Here is a 26,470-nt window from a genome sequence, read left to right on the forward strand (position 1 = left end):
AGCTCCCTCTTATGCAAACACCTTCTGACGCCTGGCAGCCCACCGCCGCCTTCGATAACCTGCGCCAACGTGCGGCATTGTTACGCACCATTCGCGAATTCTTTTATCAGCGCGATGTGCTGGAAGTCGATACACCTCTGTTAAGCCACGGCACAGTTACCGATGTGCATCTTGCAGCCTTTTCCAGTGCGTTTTCTCACAGCGAAACAGGCAAACCAGAAACGCTGTATCTGCAAACCTCGCCAGAATATGCCATGAAGCGCTTGCTGTGCGCGGGCAGTGATTCTATCTATCAGATTTGCAAAGCGTTTCGCCACGAAGGGGCTGGGCGGTTTCACAATCCGGAATTTACCATGTTGGAATGGTATCGTACCGGATTCGACCATCACGCACTGATGGCGGAGATGGATGAACTGTTGCAGGCCACGTTGAATACCGATCCGGCGGAAAAGGTCAGCTATCAGGACGTGTTTATACGCCAGTTATCGGTCGACCCATTAACGGCACCGGTAGAGGTTCTGCAAAAAAAAGCCGTTGAGTGTGGCCTGGATATGAATGCCGGGCTTCCAGACGATGCCGATACACTGTTGCAACTACTCTTCAGTTTATACATCGAGCCTCTTATTGGAGCCGATTCGCCTTGTTTTGTTTATGGCTTTCCTGCATCGCAAGCTGCACTCGCGAAAGTAAATGCAGACGATCCACGCACCGCAGATCGCTTTGAGGTGTATTTCAAAGGCGTTGAGCTGGCCAATGGCTTCTATGAACTGGCTAATGCCAGTGAGCAGCGCCAGCGTTTTCTTGCCGATAATGCAAAACGTGAGGAAATCGGCTTACCTCCTTTACCCGTAGACGAATACTTCCTTTCAGCGCTGGCGTCAGGACTACCCGACTGTGCCGGTGTGGCACTCGGTATCGATCGTTTATTGATGCTTAAACTGGGTGCTTCTCATATACAAGACGTAATCACTTTTCCGGTATCTCGGGCCTAATACAATACCGTTGCTTCTTTGTTAATGGGTTTCCTACGATAGAAAATGTCATTGTTATGTTATATCATCGATAATTAACTGCTTTCATCGGTGAATGGGGATTGACCTCAGACCGCTTTCCGTTAAAAATGTTATAACATTACAAAAAATCATTAGTAGTTGACGGAACATCCCCCATGTACAAACCCTCTCTTCTTGCTGCTGCCGTATTGGCGGCATTTAGCAGTGGCACGTTCGCCACGACAATTACAGGTAAAGTGACCGACGAGTCAGGTGCGCCAATTAAAGGCGCACAAGTGTCGGTAGAAGGTTCGCGTAAAACCGTGCTAACAGATGAAAACGGTGTTTACACCATGGCCGATATTAGCGCCAAAGATGTGCACGTTCATGTGTCCTCAAGCAAATATCTCCACGGTGATAAAGATTTAGGGCCAGTGTCCGGCAATCAACAACTGAATTTCACGCTGGCACCAGCATCAGTTGAGAATATCGTGGTCACCGCCACCGCTATGCAAACATCTATACTTGAAAGCGTAACGCCGGTCTCTGTGCTCAGCGCAGAAGAGTTACGCCGCAAGCAAGAGCCCACGTTAGGTGAAACCCTGAAAACCATGCCGGGTGTGCATTCTTCTTATTTTGGTCCGGTGGCGAGCAGCCCGGTGATCCGTGGTGCTGGTGGCCCCCGCGTGAAGATTGTGCAAAATGGTTTGGATGTTGGCGATGTATCGCGCATTGGTCCTGATCATAACGTGGCAGCAAGCACCTCAAGTGCCACTCAGGTGGAAGTGTTGCGTGGTCCGGCAACGTTGCAATATGGCTCGGGTGCCATTGGTGGTGTGGTCAACGTCGTAGATAAACGTATTCCGCAAGAAATGCCTTACGGCACTGAAGGGGAAGCCGAACTGCGTTACAGCACCGTGGACAACGGCAAATTTGGCAAAGTGGATGTCACCACAGGCAAAGACAACGTGGCATTCCATTTTGATGGATTCAAGCGTAAGACCGACGACATTGATATTCCCGGCTATTCCGAAGCTGAACCTGATGAAGATGCTACCTACGGTACGCTGGGTAGCACAGACATGGATACCACAGACTTCAATGCGGGCATTAGTTACATTCAGGATGAAGGCTACATTGGTTTCTCAGTAGAAAAGCTCGATAACCTGTACGGCGTGCCGGGTCATCACCATCATCATGAGGAAGAAGAACATGAAGAAGGTGAAGAGCATGAGGAAGAAGGTCACGAAGAAGGCACTAAAATTGATGTGGATATGACTCGCTATCAATTGGCCGGCGAGTGGCATTCACCCACTGACGGTATCGACAATATTCGTTTTGCTGCCGCTTACACCGACTACAGCCACGTTGAAATTGAAGACGGCGAAATCGGTACCCAGTTTAATAATGAAGGCGTGAATGCCAAACTGACCATCGCGCACACCGGCATTGCAGGCTGGCACGGCGTGTTCGGTATGCAGCTAACAAACAGCGACTACGAAGCGATTGGGGAAGAAGCCTTTTCACCGCCAACAACAACGGATACACAGGCGCTGTTCCTGATTGAACAGAAGAAGGTTGGCGATGTGACCTTTGAGTTGGGTGGGCGCTTGGAAAACACCTCATTCGATGCCGACGATGCCACCGTAGAGCTTCATGTTGAGCACCTCGATGAAGAGGAACATGAGCATGAGGAAGAAGAACATGAAGAAGAAGCGCTAACGTTCAACTTCCCGGATTACGACTTTACCAGTGTTTCGCTGTCCGCCGGTGCGAACTGGGAATACCAGCCGGGCTATGCCGTGGCTTTAACGTTGTCTCGCAACGAACGTGCGCCTAGTCAGCAAGAATTATTCTCTGGGGGTCAGCACATTGCCACTCGCACTTACGAAGTAGGTTTGGTTTATCAATTAGATGATGAAGGTGAGTTGTCTGACACGTTGCGCGATGTGAACGAAGAAGTCAGCACCAACCTGGATTTAACGTTCCGCAAATTCAACGGGGATTGGGGTTATACCGCGTCGCTGTTTTACAACCAGGTAGACAACTACATTTACGAAAGCGGCACCGGATTACTGGCCATTTCTGAAGAACATGAAGAGGAATTGGCTGAAGAGGGGGCCGAGCACGAACATGAGGAAGAAGGCACGCCGGTGTATTACTTCCAGCAGTCTGACGCTGATCTCTACGGCTTCGAAGCGGAAGTGTTCTACAACATTTCAGACGAATGGCGCATAGAAGCCTACGGCGACTATATTCGTGCCAAGCTCGATAATGAAGATTTACCGCGTATTCCACCGTTGCGTTTAGGCTCGACCTTGCGTTATCAGGGGCAGTCGCTCGGTGGTGAAGTAGGCGTTGAATGGTATGACGAGCAAACTAAAACCGCGCCTTACGAAACGGCTACCGATGGCTACACGCTGTTAAACGCCAGTGTGGAATACGATATCGCCTCAGCTGGGGTCGATTGGGTTTTGTTTGCCCGTGCCGACAACATCACTGATGAAGAGGCCCGTGTACATACTTCATTCCTGAAAGATTTGGCACCGCTTCCGGGCCGCAACTTCTCGGTAGGCGTACGCGCTGTGTTTTAAGTCACTGGCATGTGAACCGGGTGATGTGTGTGTTCCCGTAAATCCATCCTTCGTATTTACGTGAAGGCCGGTTCACTAAACGCTATACTGGCTCCCGTTATGGTTTTCCATCGCGGGAGTTTTTTTGCAGTTTTCAGAATTAACATCGTGGATGCGGGCTACGGAGAATAAGCCCCTGGTACTCGGCTACGGTAGCCTGATGAGCAGTGACAGCCGTCGTCGTTTCTCTAATATCGAGCATCAAGGTCTGTTGGTACAGGTTGCTGGTTATGCCCGAGCCTGGATCACGCGCAGTCTGGAAGAACAACAAACGTATGTGGGTGCGTTGCCCGACGTTCAGGGCTGTTTGAATGCACAGCTTATTGCTACAGATATCGATCCCGCCCTTGCCGACCGCGAAAAAGACTATCAATTCGAGCAGGTTCCAGTAACACAGATTTCGACTCATTTGCCTACGCAATCCGCCCATGCTTTACAGAATTTTCTCGGGGAAAAGCGAGTCTATATTTGTCGTTCGTTGGCTAGCTACCCGGCAGAAGCCAATTATCCTATTCATCGCTCTTATGTCGATACGTGTATGGCTGGATGCCTGGAAGCGGGGGGCGAAGAAGCCGCCAAAACGTTTGTCGAGCAAACCGGACACTGGAATCAGCATCTGATAGATGACAGGCATGAACCACAATACCCACGTGCCGCTAAGGTCTCACCGGCACATCGTGACATCATTGACACCATTCTGGGGGCGCTGCTATGAAACTGTCTACCTCTCAATTAGATTTACGCCAACCCCGACATGGCGATGAAGCTTGGATCTATGCACTTAACCACGATCCACTGTGGTTGCGTTTTATTGGTAACCGTGGCGTGAATACCTTGCTCGATGCCACCACTTATATCGACAATGCCATGAAGCATTTCGATACCCACGGTTATGGTTTGTTCGCTATTGAAGATCGATTAACGGGTAAAGCCCTTGGCATGTGCGGGCTAATAAACCGTGGGCTGTTCTCTGCGCCTGATTTAGGTTTTGCGTTATTACCTGAAGCCAGGGGAAAAGGAATGGGTGTCGAAGCGTGCGAGGCGGTTATTGCGTTTGCCCGTGAGCAGCTCTGCGTGGACTATCTCACTGCCATGACCCATGGTGAAAACCATGATTCGCAGAAACTGCTTAGAAAGTTGGGCTTTAACAGACAAGGCGAACTGTTTATGCCGGGCATCCGTGGGCAACAGTTTTTCTGGCTGGAAATGAAAACGCCCCGCTGAATGAGCGGGGCGCGGGTTTATTTCTTTGTGTCTTAAACCGGTGGAAGCACCGTCACTTTTTTCAGAATGATAGGCTCTTTGGGCGAATTGACTTCACCAATAGCAGGCTGATAATCGAGTTCTACTTCCATCATTTTCTCAATAACTGCTTCGCCTTCAACAATCATTCCGAATACCGAGTAACCCCAGTCCCGTCCCGGGTCCAGGTTGCTGTTGTCATTCATGTTGAAAAACCATTGACGAGTAGCCGAATGCGGATTGTTCTGACGTGCCATCGATATGGTGTACATTTTGTTTTTCATACCGCTACCCGACTCATTAAAAATCGGGTCGTATTCTGGCTTTTCACCATATTCCACATCGTAGCCACCGCCTTGCACAATATAGCCGGGCACAATGCGATGAAATACCGTGTTGTTGTAGCTGCCTGCATCTACGTAACGCAGAAAATTATTTACGGTAATGGGGGCGCGGCGACGATAAAGTTCTACGATTACATCGCCTGCAGAAGTCTCCATTTTAACCCGCGGATAGTAGTTATCTGGCTGAACATGAGAACCGTCTTTTTCTTTTTTCGCTGCAACCGCAGAGGTGGTGATCAGCACTAAAGCCAGAAACAACGTACGTAACATAGTGAACTCCCTTAACGTTTAGCTGAGTTGAGAATCACGAACTTCTGGTGACTGGCAAGCTGACTCACGCCGCCGAAGATCCGCTTTAATTTTATATGGTAATCAAGATGGCGGTTGCCTACCACCACAAGATGGCCGCCACGGGCGAGACAATCTTTAGCATCGGTAAACATTTGCCAGGCAATATGATCGGTAATGGCATTTTGCTGGTGGAATGGAGGATTGCAGAATACCTTGCTATAACCGCCGTCGCCACGCTGCCTTATTGCATCCAAACAGTTCGAGGGCACAAACTCACAGCGTTCCAGCGCATCAGGAAAATTTTCCTGCACATTCAGCTTTGCCGATGCCAGCGCCATGAAAGACTCATCGACAAACGTAATGCGGGCTTCCGGGGCCAGAGAAAGTGCGTTAAGCCCAAGCACGCCGTTACCGCAGCCAAGATCAATAACACGCTCATTGTTGGTCACATTCATGTGTTCCAACATGAAACGGGCACCGATATCTAGCGATTGGCGGGAGAACACATTCGCATGGTTCGCCACAGATACATTCAAACCGTTTTGGGTACGAACAGACCAACGAGTCGGGTAGGGCGATGTTGCAGGGGCGTCGAGCTTAGCGGCATCAGGTGTGGAAAAAATTAAGCGAGACTTTTTCTTTGCTAACGACGTTTTCGTTTCGCCAATATAACGCTCGAACAGTTCCAGCACATTTTTCGTGATGGTTTTTGCTTTCGCCCCAGCAATGATGCGCGTGTCGGGTGTAATGACCTGTTGCAACATAATTAGCTGATGCTCAAGCAGTGCCAGTGCCCGGGGAATTTTCAGCACTACCGTATCGGGTTTATCTGGTAGCGCGGCCAGGCAGTCTGTAGCGGTTACCGGCGCACTTACCAAACCTTCCGCAGTAAGGCTTTCTTCGAACCCGTTTACTACCAGGTTATCTTCCAGCGAACGGTGCGAAATCCACGAGTCCGATACCCAGTGCGGGGCGTGATCGGCATACCAGCAGCCCAGTGCACCGAAATCATCATTGAATATGATACATTTGCCCAAAGATGAAGACTGGCTTTCAGCAATGTGATCAATAATCAGCTCATCCGCACTGTCCCAGGCCTGCAAGCTCACATGCTGGTGTTTGGCGGGGTGGCGGATAAGTTTAAGTGTGCGGTCGCGAAATGCGAAAACGGTGTTGTCGCTCATGGGTATGGTTAACAGGTTCCAGGTTTATGCAATTTTCATTTTTCGATGATGACAGTGAACACGCTTCGCAGCCTCAGATTATTCCGCTGCCGGGGGCCGATGTGGTTTACATGCCCCGCTGGCTGGTAGATCAAGAGGCCACTGCGTTTTATCATGCGTTGGCATCATCATTAAGCTGGTCACAGGATACCATTAAACTGTTTGGCAAGCCGGTGAAAATTCCCCGCCTGCAAGCCTGGTATGGTGATTTGACCACCCAATACACCTACTCTGGACTCACCATGGTGCCCAAGGAATGGACAACGGAATTGCAAAACCTGCGTTCGCGCTGCGAAAAAACAGCCGAGTGCCGTTTTAACAGCGTACTTGCAAACTGGTATCGACACGGACAAGACAGCATGGGCATGCATGCCGATGACGAACCTGAATTAGGCGTGCAACCGGTTATTGCTTCGTTAACACTGGGCGAAGGGCGACCCTTTATATTCCGCCACAAGCAAACGAAAGAAACCACACGGATTAATCTGGAGCATGGCTCATTGCTAATAATGCGCGGTGATACCCAACGTAATTATCTGCACGGTATCAACAAGACGACCCGCAGTATCGGTGGTAGAATCAACCTTACATTTCGCTATATTTATCCTGCTACACCGGAGTAATCATGGTTGACGTAAAAGCCTTTATTGAACAGCAATTAACAGAAGCCCTGTCGCCTGTGTACTTAGAAGTGCTGGATGAAAGTCATATGCACAATGTACCACCGGGCGCGCAAAGCCACTTTAAAGTTACTGTAGTCACCAGCGATTTTGAAAACGTGCGCCGGGTACCACGACACCAAAAAGTAAACGGCCTGCTTGCCGAAGCCTTACAAGGCCCGGTACACGCGTTAGCCATGCACACCTACACCCCAGAAGAATGGGAAGCCAGAGGCGGCAGCGTAAACGCCTCACCAAACTGCCTCGGCGGCAGCAAGCTGGGGTGAGCCTTGTTAGCTCTTCCGGCCTAAAAGCCGAAGGTGCTCTGAAACACGCCGTAAATCCATTCTTGGAGGCTCGGCAACCGCATCCCTGCGGTTGACGGTTTCCTCGCACAATCGACTCTCAGTCCGCGAGCTAACAGTGATTTGTCGCTTTCGCAGCATCCGTAATGCTGTAACAGAACACGCTGTGAACACATCCCTGTGAGCTCGACAGCCGCATCCCTGCGGCTGACGGTTCTGTTACAGCATCACTCCTGCCGCTGCTCTCAATGGCTCACGTTATCAAGTGTTTGCTTTCGTATCGCTCTGAAGCCGATTTTAGTTTTGAATTCAATGCTGCAGGTCGGTCGAGTGCTTCCATCAGTAATATCGCATCTTCTTGGCTTAACTTTAAACTCTGCTCGCGCTCTATGATTCGTTTAGCTTTTTCGATTGCCGCATTTAGAACAAATGAGTTAATACTGCTCATGCCTGCGATGGCAGCAGCCTTAGTCAGTAAATCTTGTGTATCAGCATCAACTCTGGCGGTGATGCGAAGCAACCTGGTACTCATTGTTTAGCCTTTGTGTGTCTAAGTGTCACATCAGAGTTACGCGCTTAAATTGTACGAATAGTAAGCGATGTGGCATTTGGGCTCAACTAAATAGGCCTTATTTTAAGCTGCACTGGATGTCACCAAAGAGCGAGATTCGTACATCAGATGAATCGACAACTGTAGATAATGAAGTCCTCTGCATAAGGATTAAACTTTATTTTTTTCATCAAGTTATTCGTGTAATGTTGACTACTTATCTAAACTTAAAAGAACCAAAACAAGGTCCAGATGGAATACTTATCATTATTTGGTTTACTACAAGCCTACTCAATACCGCCAACTCAAGTCAGGCTGATTAGACATGGAAATAAGGAAGTTAGTGCCTTAGATACTTTCGAACAGGATCCCAAAAAATTTACTGAATATACTGCTTGGCAGAAACCGGGCAAATACGGAAATGCGAAATATTTGGCAGTATTTTGTCCCGGCCGTGGCACTACATCTTTGTTTCTGGGTATATGGGAAGTATTCGGCGTCACTGCTAACCGGGAGCTTTCTGCAGAACATTTTGCCCAGTTAGATAAATATAATTTCCCCAAACAGTGGTCTGAAAATACAGATCGTTATGAATTACAGCTAAGCGCCAAAATGCAGGATATCCCTAAACGATTGGTTATTGATTGGGGAAAATCCACAGTTAGCTGGGTTCAGTCAAAAGATAAACCGATAGTCGAAATCAAGCCTACTAACTCCATTGGTGAATTTAGCTCATATGACAGCGTTTTATTGAGTTACGCGGACTTAATAAAACTGATAAAAGATACAGACTCTAACGTAAGTTGGGTAAATGCCCTTTCATCAGTGAATGGCGTTTACCTTATAAAAAATACCTTGGATGGAAAACTCTATGTAGGTTCGGCCTACGGTAAAGGCGGTATTTTGGGGCGCTGGAGTGCCTACGCGTCCAGTGGCCATGGTGGAAATAAATTGCTTAAGGGTTTGGATACTCACTTTTTTGAATTTTCTATTTTAGAAATTTCTCCTGCTACAATGTCGGCCGAAGACGTGATTGCCAGAGAAAACCGATGGAAATTGTGTTTAGGCACCAGAAATTTTGGGCTCAACGACAATTAGCAAAACCTTATTGTTCGCTGGCCACTCCCTAAATGTAATGGCTCATACGCGACCTGATAGTTTCGATTTTGAGTTAATTCAAATCTAAAAGCTATCAACTTATTTGCGGCAGATAGAATGAGAAGCAGATATCACAATTATCGTAAAGCTATGAAAAAAGGACATTCAGAGAATTTCTCTATATGACCTATTAGTCGGTTTATTTATTTGAGAAAAGCCTGACCGGTTAAAAAATCCACCTCCAGCGGAAACTTTATTGTTTCTTTGATATCAGGAAATTCTGCAGGACTACACAACCTTAAATTCATCTTTTGACGGCGCTTGCTTAATTTCTCCGTTATATCCATACCGCGTTGCTGTGCCGCTTCGCAAAGTAAAATAGCCATACGGCATATCACAGTATTGGAAGAGCCAATACTAATAGAGGACCGTAAATTACCTGCCCGTTTGGCATGAATGGCTAACAATTCATCTACACTATTGATAAGCGCGGGTTCATCATTAGATAAAATAGCCTTGACTGCGTCGGTACTGCCCAAAGGCACTATGTCAGACTTATGCTCTTCTTCATTCGCCAGTCGCGGTAAAAAATCTTTTACCGACAGATTTACTGAAAGTAGTGCCCCTACTAGCGTCAATACACTATGCACTTCATCTTGCGTTTTATCATAAGCCATGATGGATATGTGCTTAGCCAAGTCAAGTCGGGTATCATCACCACGCAAAACAGCATTAATGTAAAGTTGTGTTAAATTGTAAAGTTGTCCCGGCGGATGTACGTCATAAGCTTTTTGGTAATATTCATCGGCGCGCTGTGAATAAAGCAACGCGTTATTATCATTAAGCGATTTGGCGTATACGAATGCAGAAAACCAAGCATTAGCTGCTATTTGGTGACAGGTTGCCGTATGCTTTGTACTTAAATCAGGTATTTCACTATCTATTTGCGCTAATGAAAGTTCTCGCTTCAATCGGTATCGCAACTCGTCTACTGCTTTCATTGTTATTTCCTTCGGTCATTAGGATGCAAACTCGAGGGCGTTTTGTGTATACAGCCCCGTACTTTCGGTTACAAGCCTAGCTTTAATTGGTTATTGCTGGTGTCCGCTTTTGACCGATACAAGAAAAAATGAGAATGAATCTGGTAAGTTAACCGAAATCCATTCTCAACTAACTAAGCCGCAGAATTTAACCAATTCCAGAATGCTTCCGGCATTTCGGCCTCTACGGTTTCCATCGACTTGATATCAACGGTGGCGTTACAAGCCATAAGAGGTACCTCGATGACTTGCTCTTGTGCAGACCAATCCATTTCAAAATAGCGAATGTCATCATCGTAAGCGATTTTCTTTACACGACCATGGCCGTATAGCTTCATTGTTTTGCCAAAAGTTTCACGCTTCTTGAGTACGATAAGGTCGCCAGGGCAAATGGTGGTCCATCTGCCTATCTGCGATTTGTTTGTTGGATAGTCGAGTCGACAGGTTCCTTCTCTTTTCCACTCAATATCCTCACGCTGGTTGAAGTCTGCATTCGGGCAAAAGCCCATGAAAAGTATGTAGCCATCTGAAGGTGTAGACCCATTGATTGCCTCAAGAACGACTCTGGCATCTTCGTCACCTTTTGCGACAAGTGCTTCAGCATTTGTTTTGAGTCTCGCAATGTCCGATCGGCTCATATTGCCAGATTTAAGTTTATCGAGTTGCTTCTGATACTTCACAGCAATTTCATCCTTTATAACTGCTTATGGATATTTGCGAAGTAAACTAGCACGCGAAAATGATAAAGCCAATATTCGCTGCAGCTCAATAAAGAGTGTGTTTCACAGCAGAGCAGGCACTAACTCACAATGCCTACTAACCATAAACCCCTTTTCTCTGCCATTTATCGGAATTTCGCAAAACAACAGTTGTAAAATGATATCGATGTCACTAATGTAGGCAATCTATAGATTGATAACATTTAATTAACTTCTTTGCGCATGGCCGAAGTGGCACTCAAGTGCAGAGTTATTGATAAGGGAAACAAACATGACATCGTCACTTTCACGTCGACACTTTTTGAAAGCTGGGGCAGCGGTAGCCGGTTTGATGGCCGTGCCGGGCGCAATGGCGCATTCCATGACTGCAGGCTGTGGTACTACGGGTACCCGTCCGTACGGCATTCAGATGTACATGGTACGTGACATGCTGGCGAAAGACTTCAAAGGCACGGTGAAAAAGCTGGCTGCAGCGGGCTTTAAGCAACTGGAACTGTTTGGCGTTGGTGGCTCGGTTAGCGCTGAAGGTGCGCCTCTGTTTGGTTTGAGTGTCGATGACATGGCGGCAATGCTGAAAGAGTATAAGCTCAGCGTGCCATCCGTTCACATCAATTCAGATTTGGAAGATATCGACTACATCCGTGAAATGGGTGAAAAGCTGGATATCGACTACTTCATCGAACCGATGGCGGGTGAGTTTTTAAGCTTTGCTGATGGCAAAGTGACGTTGAACCAGCCCTCAACGGTTGAAGAAGTAAAAGCCATTGCGGCGCGCTTAAATAAACGCGGCCAAACCATGAAAGATCTGGGCTTTAAGTTCGCTTACCACAATCATAATTTTGAATTTGATAAAGTGGATGGCCAGGTTATTTTCGACATCATGATGGAGAACACCGATCCTGAACTGGTAAAAATCGAGTTAGATTTGGGCTGGGTTGCGGCAGCTGGACACGATCCTGTTGCGATGCTGAAGAAATACGAAGGCCGCGTGATTGGCTGCCATATGAAAGACTACAATGATTCACTGCCGCTTACTGACGATCCGCGATTTATCATTCCTGAAATGGCACGCATTGGTACACCGGGCGATGGCAAAAGCGACTTCCCGGCTATTGTGAAACTGCTTAATAAACAGAACGTGAAGTATCGTTATGTGGAAGTAGACGTAACGGAAACACCGTTTGAAGATGCGGTACGTGGCTTGTGCCATTTGAGTGCGTTGGGCTAACCCATAATTAGAATAAGGAAAGTTGCTATGAAAACACGTGTATTTACTTTGTCAGCGATTGCCGCGGTGATGTTGTCAGCCTGTGGTGAGCAGGCAGCAGAAAAGCCTGAAGCGAGTGCGCCCATGAATGACACACAGGTCACCATTGCCAATGGCACCATTGAAGGGGTGAAAGATGATGACATTCTTGTTTTCAAAGGCATTCCTTATGCTAAGCCGCCAGTAGGTGAAAATCGCTGGCGTTCACCACAACCGGTTTCAGAATGGGATGGCGTGAAAGCGACTACCGACTACGGCAACGACTGCGCGCAGAAACCGTTTCCAAGTGATGCTGCTCCATTGGGTAAAGAGCCTGCGGAAGACTGCTTATACGTGAATGTGTGGGCGCCGCAGTCAGGCGAGGGTAAACGCCCAGTTGTGGTTTGGATCCACGGTGGTGGCTACGTGAATGGCGGTGCATCGCCAGCCACTTACGATGGCAGTGAATTCGCCCGTGCGGGTGTGGTGTTTGTTAGCTTTAACTACCGTTTAGGCCGTTTTGGCTTCTTCGCACATCCTGCCTTATCTGCTGCAAAAGAAGGCCCGCTGGGCAACTATGGCTTTGAAGATCAGATCGCGGCGATGAAGTGGGTACAGGAAAACGTTGAAGCGTTCGGCGGTGATGCGAGTCAAGTGACTATTATGGGTGAATCTGCTGGGGGCGGCTCGGTGCACAACCTCATGCAAACACCTGGCGCGCGAGGCACTTTCCAGCGTGCAATCATTATGTCGGGTGGCGGCCGTTCCTTGATGGGCGAGCGTTATCTGGATAAAGGCAGCAATGGTCAGCCTTCGCTGGAGCAGATTGGTGTGAACTTCGCTGAAAAACATGGCATCGAAGGCACAGGCCCTGAGGCATTGGCTGCATTACGCGCATTACCTGAAGAGCAAGTTGTCGATGGTTTGAATTTGATGGCGCTGTTTATGCCGCAAGGTGGCGTAGTCACTTATGGTGGCCCGGTGAACGATGGTGAAATTGTGCAGGGCGCAACGCAAACGATGCTGGAAGAAGGCAAAGTGGCTAAAGTGCCAGTAATGGTAGGCACAACCAGCCAGGACATCGGCTTTGCAAATTTCCCTGACAAAGACGCTTTGTTCGCTTCTTTTGGTGAATTCGCTCAGGCTGCCCGCGACGCATACGATCCAGATGGAAGCGCCGACTTGCAAACACTGGTTGCCAGCGTGGGCCAGGACTTCACAATGCAAGAGCCTGCTCGCTTTGTCGCTCAACAGATGACACAGATGGACGAAAACGCCTATTTGTATCGCTATGACTATGTGGCAGAGAGTGTACGTGATGGAAAAGGCACTCCCCATGCGGCGGAAATTCCATTTTTCTTTAAAACGGAAGATGTGAAATATCCCGAATTTACCCAAAAAGATGCCGCTGCGGCAGACCTGGTATTTAGCTATGTGGTGAGCTTTATTGAAAATGGCGATCCGAATGTGACCAGACTGCCAGAGTGGAAGCCTTACGATGGCGAGCAACATAACATGATGCACTTCAACATGGATGCCGAAGCTGTACACGGCCAAGATCCATGGACAGAGCGACTGAATGCTGTTCAAGGTGCGACTGAAGCGTTTCAGGCATCTACGGGTACTGAATAAGTCGAATTATCATCGGTAAATAAAAAGCGCATCATTGCGAAATGATGCGCTTTTTTTGTTTGGGTTAGAACCAGTCAGTTCGTTAGTGACTGGACACAAAACTGCGTTACACCAGATGCCAGGCGCTCAGGGTACCAAAAGCGACCGCTGTAACCGGCAGAGAAAACAGTGTTGATACCGCAATAATGCTGGCTGCCAGGCGGTGATCGCCGCCCATACTGCGTACCATCACATAACTGGCTGCTGCGGTTGGCGCAATCGACAGTAATAGAACAATACCAAGGCTCATGCCGGTAAATCCAGCCGCATAGGCCAAGCCAACCATGAGTGCCGGATACAACACACACTTGCTGATTGTGCTTAAGGTAATGTTGTACCAATCGGCAGAGAACGAGCGAAATTGCAGTGATGCGCCGGTGCACAGCAGTGCCAGTGGCAGAGTGAGCTGTGCAAAGTATTCACCGGTACGGGTAACGACCTCAGGCAGGTGCCAGGAAAAATAGGAAAACGGCAGCGCAATGACAATAGAAATAATCAACGGGTTGCGGGTGATGCCTTTTACTTGCTCCATTACCGAACGCTTGCCGGGTTGATAAAAGTTCAGCACCATCACCGAAAGAATATTAAACAGAATCGTAATACAGCCCAAATAGACCGATGCCGCTGCCAGCCCATCCTGACCGTAGGTGTTGGCACAATACGCCAGACCTATAATGCCCATATTGGCGCGAAACCCGCCTTGCACCACTACGCCCCGAGACTGATAAGGGCGTACTGTCTGGCGCGCCGCGATAACCAGCAGTGCCGTCATAATGAGTGTTCCCGCCATACCAACACCTATCAAAGGCAAGTTGGCGGCATGACTAAAGTCAGCCTGACTGATAGACAGAAACAGCAGCGCCGGCAGTGCGACTTTGAAAACCAGCTTGGAGCCGGTTTCAACAAAGTTTTCGTCTACCAATTTAATACGGAAAAACAGCCAGCCCAGTAGCAATAGCAAGAGAACGGGTAGCAACGTGGAAGTAATAAATGAGAACATGCATGGCACAAAGAAAGTCGGAATAGATGTATTATATCAACTTTCGCCTATTCATTTCTGTGACTGTCGTGGCTTATCTCTGCTGATTCAGCTTAATCAATTCCCATATTCTTGTGTGATGGATGGATCTGAATGTTCGTTGTAAGGGAATAAAGGAAAAAACGCGCAGGACATTTGTTATCTCTTTTCAGCCCAAAGCAATGCACATGAACAGATATAGTGTAATGCTGCTGGCAAGCATTGTATTACTCTCGCTGCTGGCAGTATGGACCCATTACCAACCTATTCCCGCACTGGATAAAAGCACTATGCTCTATTTCCGTAGTGCCGTTGATCCCGCCAGGCCAATAGGGCCGGAATGGTTGGCAGTGCACTTTCGCGATATCACTACGTTAGGAAGTAACTGGTTTCTTTTACTGCTTACAGCGCTTGCGGCAATAACTTGTGCGGCAAAAGGACACCGGGATAAAGCCCTGTTTATTTTGATAACGGTAATCAGCGGAATAGCATTAAGTTTTGCGCTCAAGTATGGATTTCACCGACCTCGCCCCGAATTGGTGCCGCATATTACGAAAGTGTATACAAGCAGCTTTCCGTCAGGACATGCCATGAGCTCCTCATTGACCTATGCCTGTTTAATCAGCCTGGCTTTGCATTTAGTTAAGGAGCGCATTTTACAACGTTGCTTTGTGGTTACTGCCGTTATCATTGTGATGCTGGTGGGAATAAGCAGAGTATTTCTAGGCGTTCACTGGCCCACCGACATTCTGGCTGGCTGGAGCGCTGGCTTAGGCTGGTTCTGCCTCTGTCGTATGCTTATGAGCAAACTTGCTCAGGGCAAACCAGCATAAAATAAAGGCGAATCCGGGATTCAGGCTGTTACTTTTTTGGTGGCTTTGACTACTCTTTCGGCCACATCGATGAGTTTACAGTTTTGATCCATTGCGGTCTTTTGTAAACGCCGGTAAGCCTGATCTTCAGTCATGCCCCACTGTTGCATTACCAGCAATTTCGCCCTATCGATACATTTTTGATCGGTAATGGCCTGGCGCGCTTCGTCTAACTCAACGGACATCTTCTTGATATGCTGTGACTGCTCACAAAGCAAATCGTAAAAAGAACGATGGGCCGACAGGTTCTCTGCATTCGCTATAATTTCGTCGCCAAAAGGTTCTGAGCCTTTAAGTCCAGGCATTTGCGGATCAAATAGCATGGTGAGAGGTGTACCAGAAGCCGCCGGTTCCTGCTCGAGGGTTTTGATGCGTTTATGATGGTTTTTCAGCTCGGCATCTGCCCGCTCTACCAGTGCTGATGCCAGCGAAGTTAGTCGATCGGTAAGCAGTTCCTCAACACTTTGCATGGCGTCTATTCGCGATGTGGCTATGTCGTACCACACTTCGCTGAGTTGCCCGTCTATAGGGCTGCCGTCGGAAAGCTGGTCGATCATTGCTCGAAGGCGCTCAAGATCAGCTTGGGTTTGACTGGATTCAATGGTTTTCCATTGCTGATTAGCATGTTTTTCTGCGAAAGCCGAAAACACATCAAAGCTGTGCTGCTGCGCCTCTTGCAGATGATGCAGTTTGTCACACAAGCCCACGCTGAAATGGGTTTCGGCGAAGCCAATTGCACCCCATGCCCGCTCTTGCCCTGAAAATTCCTTCCCTTGAAGAAAATTAAATAAGGCCACGAGTTGGCGTGTGATATCAGGGTCGCTGGCGACGTCAGCGGCTTCGAAAATCACCGATAAAAGCCCGCTGATAAGACGACAATAGGCTTGTGTGGATTCAAGTGAGGTTAGATCCTGTACACCGATTTTTTCGCGCAACGAAGATAAGTTATCGAGCCCTTGCAGAGCCATGCTAATGCTCACCAGCAAGCGCATATTGGCTGCGCTTTCATCTCCACTCATATAAAGCGACTTAAGTAAGCTTCGTAAATTCTGTTCAACCTGATTGCTGTCCTCGATTTGTTGAAGACGTTGCTGTTCGAAGCGCTCTCCGCCAGAGGCCAGGAAAATGTTGCTGATCCCCCGTTCTCGCTGCAGTTGGTGAATAACATCTTTAACTGACGTTACGAGCTTACAGTTAGAGGCGAGTTGATTGAGCGCTTTAATCTCGGCATGTTTCGCAGCAAGCAGAAATCGCTTAGTGGCGTCACTGATTACAGCCATAGTGGTGTCCGATAAGGTGTCTGAATGACGTTGCGGTGTGGTTAAATGGTAGCAAAGCTCGTTCCAGTATTAAACAGGTTTACCTTATATGCGAATAACAAGGGCTATAACGGAACGAAAACTACTCTTGCATCTATTCACAGAGCAAGTGGACGTTTTATTTCACTATTCTGGATCTTATTGGTGCGCTGGTTGGTTTTCTGTGGTGCAGGGAAGGAAACGTAAAATAGTCTTAGTATTTATATTTTTCTCTAACTGGATGAATTTTAGTTTGTTTTTATTTATGGCCCTGAAATTGTATTGGAATATCCGACGACGCAATGTTGCGTACAACAAAATGTAATTTTGGATAATGACGTCCAATACCACATCGGAAACGGTGCATGGTTGGGCGTTTTTTTGTGCCCGCATTTTGTTGTAAGTAGCAATTTACTTAACCCTGAAACATTAATAGGTAATTAAAATGGCTTACTTACTTCCTAATGAATTTGTAACAAAGATGGTAGATGCGGGTGAATCCAAAATATACATGTCTACCCGTGATACTCTGATTCGTGCTTATATGGCAGGTGCTATTTTGGCGCTGGCGGCGGTTTTTGCCATTACTATTGCGGTTCAAACCGGTGTGTTTCTGATTGGAGCAGTACTGTTCCCGGTTGGCTTCTGTATGTTGTACCTGATGGGATTTGACTTGCTGACTGGTGTATTCATGCTTACGCCATTGGCCTGGTTGGCAAAACGCCCCGGTGTTACCTGGTCACAGATTTTCCGTAATTGGGGTCTGGTTTTCTGCGGCAACTTTGCCGGTGCACTAACCGTAGCGTTCCTGATGTCTTTTATCTTTACCATGGGCTACAACACCGACGGCGGCGCTATTGCGACTAAAGTGTCTGGCATTGGTGAAGCGCGAACCTTGGGCTATGCACAATATGGTATGGAAGGCTGGCTGACCATTTTCATTCGCGGCATGCTGTGTAACTGGATGGTATCTCTGGGCGTAGTAGGTGCCATGGTTTCTACGTCGGTAAGTGGTAAAGTACTGGCTATGTGGATGCCTATCATGCTGTTCTTCTTCATGGGCTTTGAGCACTCCGTGGTTAACATGTTCCTGTTCCCGTTTGGCCTGATCATGGGCGGTGATTTCTCTATCATGGATTACTTCCTGTGGAACGAAATCCCAACTGCGCTGGGTAACTTGGTTGGTGGTCTGGCATTTACTGGCTTAACGCTTTACACCACGCATTATCGCACTGCACCAAAACGTAAACTGGCAGCGCAATCTGCTCCAGTGTCTGCGTCTTCTGACGACGACTCAAAACCTGCTTTAGTATAAAGACAGGAGCCGGCCGAAAGGCCGGCTTTTCTATGCTTAAGTTATCGATTGGACAATTTTCGAGTGCCGGCGAAAAGCCTGAAAACCAAGACAGCTATGGATTCAGGCTTCCCGCGGGCGACTTGCTCACCTTCAAAGGGGCAGCCGTTGCACTGGCCGATGGCATCAGCACCAGTTCCGTTAGTCATATCGCCAGTCAGGTTTCAGTTAAACAATTCCTCGAAGATTACTTTTGTACCTCTGATACCTGGTCAGTTCCCAAAGCGGCAGAACAGGTTATAAAGGCCGTTAACCGCTGGCTGCTCGGGCAAACGCACAACTCACAGTTTGCTGGCGAACCAGATAAAGGTTATGTGTGCACCTTCAGCGCGCTTATTTTTAAACATGATCTCGTGCACAGTTTCCACCTGGGGGATGCCCGAATTTATCGGTTACGGGGTAGGGTGCTTGAGCAACTCACCCATGAACACCGAGAGTATGTAAACAGCCAACAGCACTATTTAGCAAATGCCCTTGGTGTGCATCACGACGTAAAAATTGATGTGAGTAGTCGTCGCACGGCGCAGGGAGATTGCTTCATTCTAATGACCGATGGCGTTTATGAACACGTTGATGATGGGGCAATCTGTCAAATTGTCCACGGTAATCGGGATGCCCCTGAACTCGCTGCTCAAATGTTGGTGGAAACCGCGTTCGGTAACGGCAGCACCGATAATCTTACGGCCCAGGTGGTTTGGGTAAATGACGTGCCGTTGCAGCAAACTTTACAGATAATTACCGGCATTGATGAATTACCTATTCCGCCTGTGTTGGAAGTGGGTAATAAAATTGACCAGTTTGATGTATTAAGAGTGCTGCATAGCAGCGCCCGTAGTCACGTTTATCTCGTGAAGGATACGATTTCAAACAAGCAGGTGGTGGTCAAAGCGCCATCTATTGAAATGGCCGGTCAGGAAGCGCATCTCGATGCATTCAGAATGGAAGAGTGGATAGCTCGCCGGGTGAAATCTCGCTATGTGGTGGGGGCGCCAGAGCAACGCTTTGCCAAAACGGCCTTCTATAGCGTAACGAATTACGTGGCGGGTAAATCACTGGCGCAATGGCTGGAAGACAACCCACAACCGGATTTAGACACCGTTCGCCTCATCATTGAGCAGGTGGCGCGCGCATTAATGGCGCTGCACCGAAAAGACGTGTTGCACAGAGATTTACGCCCTGAAAATGTCATGATAAACGAACACAGTGCCGTTACCTTGATTGATTTGGGGGCGGCGTCAGTGGCGGGCATTAACGAGTTTATCGACAGTGAAGACGTGGTGCCTGGCACCGCTATTTACGCCGCACCGGAGTATTTTCTTGGTCAGGCAGGGAGCGAGTATTCAGATCAGTTCTCTTTAGCGGTTATGACCTACTACATGCTGAGCGGGCGGTATCCTTATGGAATTGATGTGGCGAAGTGCCGTAGCGTCACCGCTCAGCGCAAATTGAAGTACGCCAGTGTCCTCGATGCCGACCGAAGCATTCCTTTCTGGCTTGATCACACGTTGAAGCGGGCGCTACAACCCAATCCGGTAAAACGTTACAACGTATTGTCGGAATTCATACACGAACTTCATCATCCTAATCCAGCATTTTTGCGCCGCGAGCGCCCGCCACTAGTAAAGCGTAATCCCGTTGCTTTTTGGCAGGGGGTAAGTGCGGTGTTGTTATGCCTGGTGCTATTTCTTCTCTTTGAGAAATTCCAATAACCTGAAAATGGAGCAACCAATGATTACTGACAGACAGCAAGTCACCGCCATGATTATGAGCGCCAAAGTGAGCAAACAAATCAAATGGTCCCAGGCCGCCGAAGTGATTGGTGAGTCAAAAGAATGGAGTACGGCAGCTTGTTTGGGGCAGATGGCCATGACGAAAATCCAGGCTGAAGCCGTAGGCGCGTTGTTCGATTTATCTGAGGAGGCCGTTGCGTGGCTTCAAATAGCACCTTACAAAGGCTCTTTGCCTACAGCCGTACCTACCGATCCATTGATTTATCGCTGGTACGAATTGGTGAATGTGTATGGCACAACGTTAAAAGAACTCATTCATGAGGAGTTTGGTGATGGCATTATGAGTGCTATCGATTTCGAAATGGATTTAACCCGCGAACCAGACCCGAAAGGGGATAGGGTGAAAGTGGTGATGTCTGGAAAATTCCTGCCTTACAAAACCTACTAAACAATCTTGTGTTCCCTCGGAGGATAACTCCAGAGGTTTAGGGGCATGTTCAGCATGCCCCATTTTTCTATTTTCTCACCACATGCAAAAACCAGCCAACAAACACTGATATCAAAATTGAGAAGAACCCTAGCAACGGTAAAATTGAAAGTACCCAACTGCGAACTTGTTCCGGTTCGGCATCTACGCCCAGTGGCAAAAACAGCAGTCCAAGTGTGGTAGCTGCAAAAATAGCAATTGAGGAGGTAAGGGTTGCACGCCACAGCGGCAATGGCATTACCCAATTGATAATAAAAGCGATAATGATAGCGACGGCGGCAAGTAAATATGCAATCACGTTAACTCCGGAAAGCCTGTCAAAAGCGCATAGTCTGCAATGCTGCGGGCAGAATTGCAATGCTGTAACAGACTAACCGGAGTGTTGAAGCGTTTATTACACTAAGTTAATTTGATAGTGTGTAATCTAAAGTAATGTCTGCGTTGAGAAGCTTGGAAATTGGACAGTTCTGCTTTGCACCATTGGCTATTTCGGCGAACTTGTCCTCGTCGATTCCGCTAACTTTTGCTTCCAGTGTCAATGCAGACTGAGATACCTTAAAGCCGTCTCCGTCTTTTTCTAAGGTAACGGCAGCATCAACTTTTAACTCGCCTTCGCTGTAACCTGCATCTGAAAGTGCAAATGAAAGTGCCATGGCGAAACAACTGCTGTGCGCACCGGCAATTAATTCCTCTGGGTTAGTACCAGATTTATCTTCGAAGCGTGTATTAAATCCGTAAGGTTGATCACTTAATGCACCACTTCCTAAACTTACGTGGCCTTTACCGTCTTTACCTAAAGGCTGATAATGCGCTGAACCTGTTTTTACAATAGCCATAATGACTCCCTTTGCGTAATGAGTGAGAAAACCGGCACAGCTGAGTATTATCGTTAATACTTCATGTTAAGTTGTAAACCGGTTTCAATGTTGTTGTCACAATCGTTTGATTAGGTGTTAAGAAGAGTCAATGCAGCGACCATGCCGGATCAAAATGATAAAATCGGCTTCGCTTCTAGCCCCTGTGGCGTATGGGAAAAAGAAACATGGGCGCGTTTTTTAGCCGGCGATGTGTCAGGTCCTTTCTTCGGAGCGACTGTAACCGTTACAGCATCGTTGTACCTTTTGCATAACATCAGTTGGTTTTCTTAAGTGACTTTTAACATTTTGTTAAAAGATTTTAATGAGGCATGGTGATAGAATCGCCGACCGATTTTTAACCACACTGTTTAAATCACACAACCTGTTGGACACCTATGTTTGATCTGATAAATAGCAAAGACAGCAACATAAAAAATGATGTGCTGTCTGGCATTACTGTTGCGCTGGCCTTGGTACCAGAAGCGGTAGCCTTCGCATTCGTAGCGGGCGTTGAACCAATGATTGGTTTGTACGCAGCTTTTATGATGGGCCTAATTACCTCTGCCATTGGCGGTCGCCCGGGAATGATTTCCGGCGCAACCGGTGCGATGGCCGTGGTCATGGTGGCGCTGGTGGCGCAACATGGCGTGCAGTACTTATTTGCAGCGGTCATTCTAGCCGGTATCTTGCAGATATTGTGCGGTATCTTCCGTCTTGGCAAATTCATCCGACTGGTGCCTTATCCGGTAATGTTGGGCTTTGTGAATGGTCTTGCCATTGTTATCTTCCTGGCCCAGTTAGGTCAGTTTAAAGTACAGAGCGTCACCGGTGGCCTGGAGTGGATGCAAGGCACCATGCTTTACATCATGTTAGGCCTTACTGCGCTCACCATGGCCATTATTTATCTGCTACCAAAGCTAACAAAAGCGGTACCCGCGTCGCTGGTCGCCATCGTTACCATCACACTTCTGGTGCATGGTCTTGACCTTGAAGCCCGCACGGTTATCGATTTTGTGCGAGACTTGTTGCCTGCCGATCAGAAAGACACGGCCACCCTGGCCGGTGAACTGCCGTCATTTGCTATTCCTATGGTGCCACTGAATTGGGATACATTGATGATTATCCTGCCTACTTCAGTGATCCTGTGTCTGGTTGGTCTGATTGAATCGTTGCTGACGCTGACATTGATTGACGAACTCACCGACACCCGTGGCCGTGGTAACAAAGAATGTATTGGTCAGGGTGTGGCGAACACCGTAAACGGTTTCTTTGGTGGCATGGGTGGTTGTGCCATGATTGGTCAGTCGATGATCAACATTAATTCTGGTGGTCGTGGCCGCTTGTCGGGCATTACTGCGGCCGTCGTGCTACTGGGCTTCATTTTGTTTGCCGCTCCCCTTATCGAAATGATTCCGCTGGCGGCGCTGGTGGGTGTGATGTTCGTGGTAGTTATCGGTACGTTTGAGTGGGCATCATTCCGCATTATTCGTGGCGTAAATAAAGAAGACGCGTTTGTCCTGTTCCTGGTTACTGCGGTGACGGTTATCTCCGACCTGGCTATTGCGGTTGTGGTAGGTGTGATTGTGTCTGCGTTGGTATTCGCCTGGAAAGCGGCCCGCTACATTGAAGCCAAAACCCATATCGATGAAGACGGTTGGAAAGTGTATACACTACGCGGCCCCGTGTTCTTCGGCTCAATTCATCATTTTAAAGAGATGTTTGATGTGGCCGGTGATCCCGAGCATGTCGTCATTGATTTTAATAACAGCCGTATCTGGGATTCCTCCGGTATTGATGCGCTGGACAGCCTGGCTGATAAATACGAACAGCAAGGCAAGAAACTGCATATTCGTCACATTAGTGAGGAATGTCGGGGATTGCTCAAGAAAGCCGATAAGTTTGTTGAAATTAACGTTAACGAAGATCCTCGTTATCGTATAGCAACAGACAAATTAGGCTGAGATTGATACCGACACTTTGCATGTTTATGGTGCAAATGCATTTCGATAGTGCGCCTTGTCTCGGGGAACCCTTTGGCTAACGCCCTAAGTTATTGAAATGTGGTGCTGAAAAAATTGGCACTGTTAGTGCAAAGTAGTAATCATACTGATACCACCGGTATCAATGTCAGGTAACGCAAGCTGCTCTATAGCGTGTTCTCCGCTTTAGCAGCAAAAACCTGATGCAGAAAAATTTTGTGCACGTTTAGTGCGAAACAGGCAAAGAAGCCCACCTTCAGTTTTCACTGAAAGTGGGCTTTTTTTATGGCTCAGAATAAGGGTTCAGAAATGACAGCATCAACGACTAGCAAGCGAATCGTCATTGTCGGTAACGGCATGGTCGGTCACCATTTCGTCGAGCAGTTGGTAAACAGCAACGCAAACTGCGAAATCACCGTACTGAGCGGTGAGAAACGTCTGGCTTATGACCGTGTTCATTTATCATCGTGGTTCAGCGGCAGTCGCGCTGAAGATCTGGCTATGACTGATGAAGCCACTTACGACAGTTGGGGCGTGAAATATTACACCGACGCCATGGTGACTGAAATTAACCGTGATAATAAGTCTGTCAGCACGGCGCAGGGCACGTTCCATTACGACATGCTGGTATTGGCTACTGGTTCTTATCCTTTTGTTCCACCAATTCCGGGCAACGACCAGGAACACTGTCTGGTATACCGTACCATTGAAGATCTCGAGGCCATTGAAGCCTCTGCTGCGGTAAGTAAAACCGGTGTGGTCGTGGGCGGTGGTCTGCTCGGACTTGAAGCGGCGAATGCATTAAAACAAGCCGGCCTCGAAACCCATGTAGTTGAATTTGCACCTCAACTTATGGCGGTTCAGCTCGACGAAGCAGGTGGTGATCTGCTGCGCAATAAAATTGAAGATCTCGGCGTGGTTGTTCACACGCAAAAGGCGACACAGGTTATCGAAGCAGGTGAAGAAGCACGTTATCGTATGGCATTTGCCGATGGCAGCGCGCTGGAAACCGACATGATTCTCTTCTCTGCCGGTATTCGCCCCAGCGATCAATTAGGTCGCCTAGCGGGTCTCGATGTTGGCGAGCGTGGCGGTATTATCATTAATAACCAGTGCCAGACTTCAGATCCAAACGTATATGCTATTGGTGAATGTGCACTGTGGGAAAGCCGCATTTATGGCTTGGTTGCTCCGGGTTACTCAATGGCGCGGACTGCCGTTTCTCATATTACTGGTGGCGATCTGGAATTCGCCGGTGCTGATATGAGTACTAAGCTGAAGCTGATGGGCGTTGACGTAGGTTCCATCGGTGATGCCCACGGCCGCACAGCGGGCAGCTTGAGCTACACCTATCACAACCAGCCAGAAGGTATTTACAAGCGCCTCATCGTTGATGGTGCACAGAAGAAAGTGATCGGTGCTGTGCTGGTGGGTGACACCAGTGACTACGATACACTGCTTCAATATAGCCTGAACGACATTGATATTCCTGAACATGCCGAGTCGTTAATCTTGCCATCTGCCGGCGAGAAGCCAGCCCTGGGAGCAGACGCACTGCCTGACACCGCCACCGTTTGTTCGTGCCACAACGTCTCTAAAGGGGATATTACTGCGGCTATCGACGGCGGCTGCTGTAGCGTAGGTGAAGTGAAATCCTGCACTAAAGCTGCAACCGGCTGTGGTGGCTGTGCGGCACTGCTGAAAAACGTGGTCGACGGCGAACTGGAGAAGCGTGGCGTAGAAGTTTCTAAAGCCATTTGTGAGCACTTCAACTATACCCGCCAAGAGCTGTATCACATGGTTAAAGTGGAAGAAATCCACAGCTTTGATGAACTGCTCGAAAAGCATGGTGAAGGTTTAGGCTGTGATATTTGTAAGCCCGCTGTAGGCTCGGTGCTGGCTTCGGTTTGGAACGACTATATTCTTACTCAGAACAACCTGCCGTTACAAGATACCAACGATACCTACCTGGGTAACATGCAGAAAGACGGTACTTACTCGATTGTACCTCGTGTTCCAGGTGGTGAAATTACACCTGAAGGACTCATTCTGATTGGCGAAATCGCCAAAGAATACGGTCTTTACACCAAAATTACCGGCGGTCAACGCATCGACTTGTTCGGCGCACGTGTAGAGCAGTTACCTGATATCTGGGAAAAACTGGTAGCGGGTGGTTTTGAAACCGGTCATGCCTACGCTAAATCTCTACGTACCGTAAAATCTTGTGTAGGTAGCACCTGGTGTCGTTACGGTGTTCAGGATTCTGTAGGGCAGGCCATCGATCTAGAAAACCGCTACAAAGGGTTACGTGCCCCGCATAAAATCAAATTTGCTGTTTCTGGCTGTACCCGTGAGTGCGCAGAGGCACAAGGTAAAGACATTGGCGTTATTGCCACCGAAAATGGTTGGAACCTCTATGTTTGCGGAAACGGTGGTATGAAACCGCGTCACGCAGACCTCTTTGCTACCGACCTCGACAGCGAAACGCTGGTGAAATACATCGACCGTGTGCTGATGTTCTATGTGAAAACCGCCGACCGTTTACAACGTACTTCTGTCTGGATGGAAAATCTGGAAGGCGGTCTGGATTACCTGAAATCAGTGGTTATCGATGATTCACTGGGCATTTGTGACGAGCTTGAAGCACAAATGCAACTGGTTGTAGACGCTTACCAGTGTGAGTGGAAAACCACCATTGAATCACCGGAGGCCCGCAAGCGTTTCCGTCAGTTTGTGAACAGCAAAGCCATCGACAGCAATATTCAGTTTGTAGACGAACGTGGTCAAATTCGCCCGGCTACTGAAGCTGAAAAAATTGCGGGTGCATCACGCATCCCGGTTGAACTGGTTTAAGGAGAACAA

General features: G+C 48.1%; 24 protein-coding genes. 15 read left to right on the plus strand and 9 right to left on the minus strand.

Translation table 11 applies throughout. The features are described from left to right. Nucleotides 1-11 precede the first annotated feature (11 nt). The 4 genes from epmA (at nucleotide 12) to BFC18_RS03270 (ending at nucleotide 4,849) form a co-directional block, all read left to right on the plus strand. The gene (epmA, locus tag BFC18_RS03255) at nucleotides 12-992 is read left to right on the plus strand and encodes an elongation factor P--(R)-beta-lysine ligase (protein WP_070123763.1); all 981 of its coding nucleotides are present in this window, start codon (nucleotides 12-14) and stop codon (nucleotides 990-992) included. 176 nt (nucleotides 993-1,168) lie between these two features. Further along, nucleotides 1,169-3,586, plus strand: a complete 2,418-nt coding sequence (locus BFC18_RS03260) for a TonB-dependent receptor (RefSeq protein WP_070123764.1) — start codon at nucleotides 1,169-1,171, stop codon at nucleotides 3,584-3,586. Nucleotides 3,587-3,710: 124 nt separating this feature from the next. Next, nucleotides 3,711-4,340, plus strand: a complete 630-nt coding sequence (locus tag BFC18_RS03265) for a gamma-glutamylcyclotransferase (protein ID WP_245680329.1) — start codon at nucleotides 3,711-3,713, stop codon at nucleotides 4,338-4,340. Then, nucleotides 4,337-4,849 (plus strand): GNAT family N-acetyltransferase, encoded by a 513-nt coding sequence (locus BFC18_RS03270; protein WP_070123766.1) that lies wholly within the window; start codon nucleotides 4,337-4,339, stop codon nucleotides 4,847-4,849. Before BFC18_RS03265 ends, BFC18_RS03270 begins: the two co-directional genes overlap by 4 nt. A gap of 32 nt (nucleotides 4,850-4,881) precedes the next feature. Here the strand turns inward: BFC18_RS03270 and BFC18_RS03275 are convergent, their stop codons facing one another. Both BFC18_RS03275 and BFC18_RS03280 read right to left on the minus strand, forming a co-directional pair. Then, complete coding sequence (locus BFC18_RS03275; RefSeq protein ID WP_070123767.1) at nucleotides 4,882-5,481, minus strand: peptidylprolyl isomerase; 600 nt, start codon at nucleotides 5,479-5,481, stop codon at nucleotides 4,882-4,884. Nucleotides 5,482-5,492: 11 nt separating this feature from the next. Beyond that, nucleotides 5,493-6,686, minus strand: coding sequence for a methyltransferase (locus tag BFC18_RS03280; RefSeq protein WP_070123768.1), 1,194 nt, complete (start codon nucleotides 6,684-6,686; stop codon nucleotides 5,493-5,495). Nucleotides 6,687-6,712: 26 nt separating this feature from the next. Between BFC18_RS03280 and BFC18_RS03285 the strand changes: the two genes are divergently transcribed. Next, nucleotides 6,713-7,348: an alpha-ketoglutarate-dependent dioxygenase AlkB family protein gene (locus tag BFC18_RS03285; RefSeq protein ID WP_070123769.1), complete on the plus strand. Its 636-nt coding sequence runs from the start codon at nucleotides 6,713-6,715 to the stop codon at nucleotides 7,346-7,348. A gap of 2 nt (nucleotides 7,349-7,350) precedes the next feature. After that, nucleotides 7,351-7,671: a BolA family protein gene (locus BFC18_RS03290; RefSeq protein WP_070123770.1), complete on the plus strand. Its 321-nt coding sequence runs from the start codon at nucleotides 7,351-7,353 to the stop codon at nucleotides 7,669-7,671. Between the two features lie 271 nt (nucleotides 7,672-7,942). Here the strand turns inward: BFC18_RS03290 and BFC18_RS03295 are convergent, their stop codons facing one another. Continuing rightward, nucleotides 7,943-8,221, minus strand: a complete 279-nt coding sequence (locus BFC18_RS03295) for a type II toxin-antitoxin system TacA family antitoxin (RefSeq protein ID WP_070123771.1) — start codon at nucleotides 8,219-8,221, stop codon at nucleotides 7,943-7,945. Nucleotides 8,222-8,491: 270 nt separating this feature from the next. Between BFC18_RS03295 and BFC18_RS03300 the strand changes: the two genes are divergently transcribed. Beyond that, nucleotides 8,492-9,337 (plus strand): GIY-YIG nuclease family protein, encoded by an 846-nt coding sequence (locus BFC18_RS03300; protein ID WP_070123772.1) that lies wholly within the window; start codon nucleotides 8,492-8,494, stop codon nucleotides 9,335-9,337. A 203-nt stretch (nucleotides 9,338-9,540) separates the two neighbouring features. Here the strand turns inward: BFC18_RS03300 and BFC18_RS03305 are convergent, their stop codons facing one another. Next, the gene (locus BFC18_RS03305) at nucleotides 9,541-10,338 is read right to left on the minus strand and encodes a hypothetical protein (protein WP_070123773.1); all 798 of its coding nucleotides are present in this window, start codon (nucleotides 10,336-10,338) and stop codon (nucleotides 9,541-9,543) included. A gap of 173 nt (nucleotides 10,339-10,511) precedes the next feature. Then, nucleotides 10,512-11,057, minus strand: a complete 546-nt coding sequence (locus BFC18_RS03310; protein ID WP_070123774.1) for a hypothetical protein — start codon at nucleotides 11,055-11,057, stop codon at nucleotides 10,512-10,514. A gap of 310 nt (nucleotides 11,058-11,367) precedes the next feature. On the opposite strand from BFC18_RS03310, the gene BFC18_RS03315 reads away from it, so the two are divergent. Continuing rightward, the gene (locus tag BFC18_RS03315) at nucleotides 11,368-12,324 is read left to right on the plus strand and encodes a TIM barrel protein (protein ID WP_070123775.1); all 957 of its coding nucleotides are present in this window, start codon (nucleotides 11,368-11,370) and stop codon (nucleotides 12,322-12,324) included. A gap of 27 nt (nucleotides 12,325-12,351) precedes the next feature. Further along, a complete protein-coding gene (locus BFC18_RS03320; protein WP_070123776.1) occupies nucleotides 12,352-13,974 on the plus strand; it encodes a carboxylesterase/lipase family protein in 1,623 nt (540 codons plus the stop codon). Nucleotides 13,975-14,080: 106 nt separating this feature from the next. Here the strand turns inward: BFC18_RS03320 and BFC18_RS03325 are convergent, their stop codons facing one another. Beyond that, entirely contained in the window at nucleotides 14,081-15,013 is a 933-nt protein-coding gene (locus tag BFC18_RS03325; RefSeq protein ID WP_070123777.1) for an AEC family transporter, read from the minus strand. Nucleotides 15,014-15,219: 206 nt separating this feature from the next. Here BFC18_RS03325 and BFC18_RS03330 point away from each other — a divergent pair, with 206 nt between their 5' ends. Continuing rightward, nucleotides 15,220-15,864 (plus strand): phosphatase PAP2 family protein, encoded by a 645-nt coding sequence (locus tag BFC18_RS03330; protein WP_170826554.1) that lies wholly within the window; start codon nucleotides 15,220-15,222, stop codon nucleotides 15,862-15,864. A 20-nt stretch (nucleotides 15,865-15,884) separates the two neighbouring features. Here the strand turns inward: BFC18_RS03330 and BFC18_RS03335 are convergent, their stop codons facing one another. Beyond that, a complete protein-coding gene (locus BFC18_RS03335; RefSeq protein WP_070123778.1) occupies nucleotides 15,885-17,183 on the minus strand; it encodes a nitrate regulatory protein in 1,299 nt (432 codons plus the stop codon). Between the two features lie 463 nt (nucleotides 17,184-17,646). Between BFC18_RS03335 and BFC18_RS03345 the strand changes: the two genes are divergently transcribed. Genes BFC18_RS03345 through cynS form a run of 3 tightly spaced genes read left to right on the plus strand, consistent with a single transcriptional unit; the run spans nucleotide 17,647 to nucleotide 20,733 of the window. After that, nucleotides 17,647-18,516 (plus strand): formate/nitrite transporter family protein, encoded by an 870-nt coding sequence (locus BFC18_RS03345; RefSeq protein WP_070123780.1) that lies wholly within the window; start codon nucleotides 17,647-17,649, stop codon nucleotides 18,514-18,516. Between the two features lie 32 nt (nucleotides 18,517-18,548). Further along, a complete protein-coding gene (locus BFC18_RS03350) occupies nucleotides 18,549-20,264 on the plus strand; it encodes a bifunctional protein-serine/threonine kinase/phosphatase (RefSeq protein ID WP_070123781.1) in 1,716 nt (571 codons plus the stop codon). A 19-nt stretch (nucleotides 20,265-20,283) separates the two neighbouring features. Next, nucleotides 20,284-20,733, plus strand: coding sequence for a cyanase (gene cynS, locus BFC18_RS03355; protein ID WP_070123782.1), 450 nt, complete (start codon nucleotides 20,284-20,286; stop codon nucleotides 20,731-20,733). 67 nt (nucleotides 20,734-20,800) lie between these two features. On the opposite strand, the gene BFC18_RS03360 is transcribed toward cynS, so the two are convergent. Then, entirely contained in the window at nucleotides 20,801-21,070 is a 270-nt protein-coding gene (locus tag BFC18_RS03360) for a hypothetical protein (RefSeq protein ID WP_070123783.1), read from the minus strand. 106 nt (nucleotides 21,071-21,176) lie between these two features. After that, on the minus strand, nucleotides 21,177-21,608 hold the full coding sequence (locus BFC18_RS03365) for an OsmC family protein (RefSeq protein ID WP_070123784.1): 432 nt from the start codon (nucleotides 21,606-21,608) through the stop codon (nucleotides 21,177-21,179). Between the two features lie 416 nt (nucleotides 21,609-22,024). Between BFC18_RS03365 and BFC18_RS03370 the strand changes: the two genes are divergently transcribed. Together BFC18_RS03370 and nirB are read left to right on the plus strand one after the other, a co-directional pair. Continuing rightward, nucleotides 22,025-23,590: a SulP family inorganic anion transporter gene (locus BFC18_RS03370; protein ID WP_070123785.1), complete on the plus strand. Its 1,566-nt coding sequence runs from the start codon at nucleotides 22,025-22,027 to the stop codon at nucleotides 23,588-23,590. A gap of 327 nt (nucleotides 23,591-23,917) precedes the next feature. Beyond that, nucleotides 23,918-26,461, plus strand: a complete 2,544-nt coding sequence (gene nirB, locus BFC18_RS03375; protein WP_070123786.1) for a nitrite reductase large subunit NirB — start codon at nucleotides 23,918-23,920, stop codon at nucleotides 26,459-26,461. Nucleotides 26,462-26,470 lie beyond the last annotated feature (9 nt).

The sequence above is a fragment of the Alteromonas confluentis genome (genome assembly GCF_001757105.1).
In the GTDB taxonomy this organism is placed as follows: Bacteria; Pseudomonadota; Gammaproteobacteria; order Enterobacterales; family Alteromonadaceae; genus Alteromonas; species Alteromonas confluentis.